Below are 5,365 nucleotides of genomic sequence, written 5' to 3' on the forward strand. Positions count from 1 at the left end.
GTAGCGGATTCAGTGTTGCTTACGTATAGTGCTATAAGTTCTTTTTGCCCGTCAGTATTGATTCCTACCACCACATAAAGCGTTTTATTTACGTACTTTGAACGTCCGCTTTCTTCAGTTTTGATCTTAAAAACCTTACCGTCAATCATTATGATTAGGTAGTTGTTTTCTAGCGGTCTTTCATGCCAATCGCGCATCTCATCTTGAACAGTTTGGATAAAATTTGAAATTACGCTAGGACTTACTTTGAACCCATACATTGACGTTATTTGATCAGCGATTTCATTGTTTGACAAACGAGTAGAAGCTAAAGAAAGAACATCTAAGATAAACTTATCTTGAATAATTATTTGATATTTCGGGATAATTTGAAAGTCTTGTTTTTACCGCTAATTTTTTTCATTTCTATGAAAATGTCTTCTTGCACTCACTTAACATTTTTAGTGTATGATCCGTTTTGATACTTATCAGTATTTTATCTCAACAACTCTAGTTTACCAAAGCGTTCACCATCAACCAAAGCATGTAAAACAGGCTTGGCAATATAACCCGTTTATAAAATTATATTAACCTTTCCTTTTGAGTTAATTAGTGTTTTACACAAAATTGAATTCAGTGTTTTTTTAGACCAATTGCGTTCACCAATAACAATGAATTCATCACTTTATTATGATTCATAAACAGAATGCATTTATTTAAAAATTCATTTATAAATAGTAATTCACTTTTCTGTATTTTACTTAATTAAATTTAACTTATAATTGAGCTCTTTTAAGGTTTCAAAAATAATCTAATACATTTTTTTCAATTAAGTGTTTTGACATAAAAAAACAATAATTCTTTTTTTAAATTGAATTATTGTAATTATAGTTTTTTGGTAAGTCTAATCTAAAGTTATTCCACCATCTATGAACCAACACCATTTCTAGATGTTGATGATACGTATCTAAAGGTCACATTACCAAATAGTGGAGCATCACCACCAGTTGAACCACCATTAACCACAATCTTGTTAATACCCTTTGTTAAGCGTAAGGTTGGATGAGAAAACATTAAATCAGGAGTGCTAAGACTTTGTTTATTATTATCATTTGTTCCGTTTGTTTGACTAGTATCAAACTGTCTTAAAGTGCGATCTCTTCGTGTTGATGATAATAAGTTGTTAATATCTATCACATTATTATTTCCCGTTTGATTGTTTACTGAAAAACTTAAATTTCTCATACTTGTTGTATAGTATGGAGCACTTAGAGCATAATCACCAGTTTGTGGTGCATTAACATAAAAGATAAATGTTCTATTAGCACCTGTTGAACTTGGTGCTTTTTGTGGATTAATGCCAACAAAGTATCAACTATTACTATTGTTAGATGAACCTCTAACAGTTGAACCACCAACAAAATCAATTAAAAAACGTTCTGTTCTTTGTGAATTACTGATATTTGCTAAATTGCTAGTATATGGAACGATGAATGTTGAATAATCAGATGCAAGATTATAACCAGTTGCAAACTTAACTATAATACTATTACTTTCTTGCGCAGGTTCGTTACCAAAGATATCGTTGTACACCTTATCTATATTATTAGCCGATCCACTAATATACATATTACCAAACATTGGAGCTACTTTAGTTGAATCGTTAGCTGGTAAACTAAATTCAATAGTGTTAGAACCATATCTTAAATTAGTTAACATAACACTAGCTACATTAATATTATTAACAGATGGTGCTGGGTTGTTATTAGTTTGTGCTGAACTACCACTAAAATTAATGGCTACTGGATTTGCGTTGTTTAATTTGTATTGTAATGCTATGTTGTTACTATCAGCTTGTTTTACTAACTTATAAGGGAAGAACAAATACCCACTTGTTGATGGACCATAATAATTAAAAGTAAATGTATATTTAGCATTATTACCAAATAATCCGTATATTCAAGAAACATCAGTTAAACCATCTTGGTTTGGTAATAATGTTGTATTATTTCGCCAGAACATTCTTCTATAATAACTATAATTAAGAACTGATACGGTGTTTATTATATTAGACACTGGTTGAGTTAGTGCTCCTGTTCCTATATCTACACTATACCCACCAAATCCGTAGTTCCAAGGTTGGGGGTTGTTTCTTGTAGAATCAACTCCAGTTAAACCTTGTTTATTTAGTGCAAACTTTTCGAATCAATTAACTAAATTATCAACTTTATTTATTTGTGATGCGATAACTTCTTGTCTTGCTGATGATAAAATCTTATTATTTAATGATTGAAGGTTTTCTAAAACGGGTGTGTTAGCATCATTCACAGGAACTAAGGTATTATTAATAATTACTTGTGCTTGATTAAATAAATTAGTTACATAAGCTTTTATCAAACTGTAGTTTGCATCTTGTAATTGATCTAAAATATCTTGTTGATAACTTAAAGATGTTTTTATAGCATTGTATGTTTGCACTAGATTTGAATGTTTATTATCAAAATCTTGCTTCTCGTTTTTAGCCGAATGAATTGCCGCTTGTAAATTGCTAATTGCATTTTTCAACGAATCTATAGATGCAGATGAGTTGTTGCTAACATTATTAGCTAAAGTATATGCGCTAGATAATGCATTTTTTATCTTTGCATAATCATCAAATGATTCAGTGGTAGCTGATTGGTTGGCAATTAAACTTTTTAAAATTGTCTTAGCAGATTGTAAGTCTTTTATTTGATCAGTATCAATATTGATATTACCATCGCCTTTATTTGGTGGTTTATCATCTGGTAATTTATTAGAAGGATTATCCGGCTTTTTAATTGATTTTATGCTTTTTAACACGATTAAAGAACAACTAGTCACTCCTAGGCTCATAATTGAACCTAGAGCTAGCAAACTAGCAATTCTTATATATTTCATCGTTTTCATATTTTTCATTCACTTAAATATGTTTCTTATTATAAAAAAATTAATTATAAAGATAAAAATGAAATATTAAGAAATAATTAAATTTATTTCCGATAATTGGTTAATAGGTTTAGCTAACTTAAAATAATTTTTCTTATTTTTGGATACTGAATTGCCTATTTGAAGATAAAAACTAGCTATTGATAGTTTTAGATATCTAATATTAGTACTAATTAACTTTGTGAAGTCTTAGCAGATGCTGAACTTGAAGGTGCAGTAGTTGGATTTTCGTTAGGTTGTGGGTTTACAAATGTAAAGGTTAAATTACCCAAGTTAGGTGTGTTTTTATTTGTAATATTACTATCACCAGTAACGATAATTCTATCAAGTCCTTTATTTAAATGTAAGCTTGTTTTTGAAAATCTTAATGAACTGTTCACACTTTGTTGAGTATTGCTATCAGTACTATTAGTTGCATTAGTATCAAATTTTCTTAGTATTCCATCTCAAGATCTACTTGATAGCAAATTACTTATTTTTAACACTTCAGAAGTCGAACCATCTACTGAAAAGTTTAATCCTCTACTTTCACCAGTGTAATATATTCCTTGAATTGAATATTGACCAGCTTGTGGTGCATTTACATAGAATATATAATTTCTTGCATCATTAGTGTTGGTTGGGGCTTTTTGAGGGTTGGTTCCAGTGTTTCAAGTCGTATTCATTCCACGAACATCATTACCACCTACATAACCAAGTAAGAAGCGTCTAGTAACAGCTGAATTAGCTACGTTAGCAATTGCTCTAGTATAAGGAGCTAAATAAGTTGAATAATCTGCTGCTAAACTATAACCTGTTACAAGATCAACATCAATCACGTTAGCGTTTTCACTATTTGGTTGGTTACCAAAGATACTATCGTATATCTTATCAACATTAGTATCTGATGAAGTCAGATACATATTACCAATCATCGGAGCTACTTTATCTTGGTTTGTTGGAACGCTGAATTCAATCGTATTAGTTCCATAAGTTAAACCAGTTATCGTTAGTTTAGCAACATTGATCTTATCAACTGCTGGAGTTGGATTTAATGTAAGTTGATTAGTTGATCCACCAACTTGATCTTGAGATCCAAACACAACTGGCGTGTTTGTTCCATCATTTAATTTGTATTGAAGCGCTACTTTAGTACTATCTGCTTGTTTTACCAACTTATAAGGAAAATATAAATAGGCAGTTCCAGGACCATAATAATCAAATGTTAATTTATACTTAGCATCAGATCCAAAAAATCCATAAATCCAAGCAACATCAGTTAAACTATTAGAATCACTTAGCACAGTGGTTGGATTTAATCAAATCTGTTTTTTAGCAAAGCTAAAATTAAGATTTGATTGGTTGACTTGTTGATTATTGGTGTTATCACCAATATCAACATTATAACCTACAAACCCATAATTTCATGGTTGGGGATGATTATGATCTGCATCAGTTCTTGATAGGTGCTGATTATCTAATGCATACTTAATAAAACCAATACTTAGAGTATCAGCATTCTCTTTTTGGGTTGTTAAATTATTAGTATTAGTTGCACTTTCAATACTAGTGTTTAAGATTTGCAAATCTTGCACACTAGGAATATCACCATCAACTGGTGATAAGGTATTATTTATAATTGTTTGCGCGTTAGCATACAAAGTTTTTAGATGGTTGCTTATTGTAGCGTAATTATCATTAGTTAGTTGATCTAAAACCGTTTGTTTAATTTCAAGATTATTTCTTAAATCATTAAATTGTTGAACAAGCGTTGCATTATCTCTATTAAAATTAGTTTTAGCTGTACTAGCAGCATTAATCGCTTCTTGTAATATATTAACTGCTTTATTTATTGTTTCTAGTTTTGCATCAGGATTATCCCTAACACTGGCTGCAACCGTATATGCATCAGATAAAACTTTTTTATCTTTGCATAATCGTTATATGAATAAAGCGTATTTGTTTGATTATTAATTAAGTTAGATAATTGACTTCTAGCATTTTGCAACTGTGATCCTAGATAATTAGTATCACTATTGTTGTTATCTACAGAATTATTATCAGTTGGTTGTTTTGAATCTGTTCCACTACTTGGTTTTTGGTTAATTTGTGGAATAATTTCATCAATCGACGTACAACTTGAAATAGATAAGGCACCGAATTCAATTTTGTGTAAAACAATTAATTAACTCAAAAAAGAAAGGTTAATATAATTTTATAAACGGTAAACAAAAATGAATTCAAAAGACGAACAAATGAAACAGATTCAAAAATTAATCGTTGAATTTGTAAAACAATTTGGTCCTAATAGCGGAAAGCAACTATTAAACATCACTGATTATATTGCTAAGCCTGTTTTACAGGCTCTGGTTGATGGTGAACACGTTGGCAAACTAGAATTATTGAGAGAAAATGCTGATAATGATGAAAACGTGTATCA

General features: G+C 30.2%; 2 protein-coding genes and 2 pseudogenes. 1 reads left to right on the forward strand and 3 read right to left on the reverse strand.

Translation table 4 applies throughout. The features are described 5' to 3' along the window. The 3 genes and pseudogenes from P690_RS04010 to P690_RS04015 all read right to left on the reverse strand — a co-directional run. Positions 1-553 (reverse strand): annotated as a pseudogene (locus P690_RS04010) (transposase); the annotation flags it as partial. 353 nt (positions 554-906) lie between these two features. Next, positions 907-2,916, reverse strand: a complete 2,010-nt coding sequence (locus P690_RS0102520; RefSeq protein ID WP_245576671.1) for a hypothetical protein — start codon at positions 2,914-2,916, stop codon at positions 907-909. Between the two features lie 203 nt (positions 2,917-3,119). Next, entirely contained in the window at positions 3,120-4,586 is a 1,467-nt protein-coding gene (locus P690_RS04015) for a hypothetical protein (protein ID WP_051420965.1), read from the reverse strand. A 573-nt stretch (positions 4,587-5,159) separates the two neighbouring features. On the opposite strand from P690_RS04015, the pseudogene P690_RS04020 reads away from it, so the two are divergent. Further along, positions 5,160-5,365: pseudogene (locus P690_RS04020) on the forward strand (IS256 family transposase); the annotation flags it as partial.

It is taken from the genome of Mycoplasma imitans ATCC 51306, from assembly GCF_000518305.1.
Lineage (GTDB): Bacteria > Bacillota_I > Bacilli_A > Mycoplasmatales > Mycoplasmoidaceae > Mycoplasmoides > Mycoplasmoides imitans.